General features: G+C 66.2%; 1 protein-coding gene. It reads left to right on the top strand.

Annotated elements, in window-relative coordinates:
• Positions 1–784, top strand: a 784-nt coding sequence (locus tag K7G61_RS35955; RefSeq protein ID WP_225851355.1) for an endo-1,4-beta-xylanase, incomplete at both ends; no start/stop codon positions are given.

Below are 784 nucleotides of genomic sequence, written 5' to 3'. Positions count from 1 at the left end.
TCAGCGGCGAGATGGCGATCGCCAACGTGCAGTTCGACATGGTGACCCCCGGCAACGAGATGAAGTGGGACACCACCGAACCGTCCAACGGCTCGTACAACTTCGGCCCCGGCGACCAGATCGTCAACTGGGCCCAGGCGCACAACGCCCGCGTACGCGGCCACAACCTGGTCTGGCACTCCCAGCTCCCCAACTGGGTCAGCAGCCTGCCCACCAACCAGGTCCAGGGCGTGATGGAATCCCACATCACCACCGAGGCCACCCACTACAAGGGCAAGGTCTACGCCTGGGACGTGATCAACGAGCCGTTCAACGAGGACGGCAGCCTGCGCCAGGACGTGTTCTACAAGGCGATGGGCTCCGGCTACCTGGCCGACGCGATCCGCACCGCGCACAACGCGGACCCCAACGCCAAGCTGTACATCAACGACTACAACATCGAGGGCGAGAACGCCAAGAGCAACGCCCTGTACACCCTGGCCCAGCAGATGCTCTCCCAGGGCGTGCCGCTGGGCGGCATCGGCCTGGAGAGCCACTTCATCGACGGCCAGGTCCCCTCCTCGATGCTGGCGAACATGCAGCGCTTCGCCAACCTCGGCCTGGACGTGGCGGTCACCGAGCTGGACGACCGCATCCAGCTGCCCGCCTCCAGCTCCAGCCTGCAGCAGCAGGCCAACGACTACACCACCGTGGTCAACGACTGCCTGGCCGTCTCACGCTGCGTGGGCGTCAGCCAATGGGGCGTCGACGACGGCCACTCCTGGATCCCCGGCACCTTCCCCGG

Origin of the sequence: Streptomyces sp. HPF1205 (assembly GCF_020400825.1) — a bacterium.
Classification (GTDB): Bacteria; Actinomycetota; Actinomycetes; order Streptomycetales; family Streptomycetaceae; genus Actinacidiphila.
The sequence above is the reverse complement of the archived record's forward strand: the minus strand, read 5'-3'. Positions and strand labels throughout refer to the sequence as shown.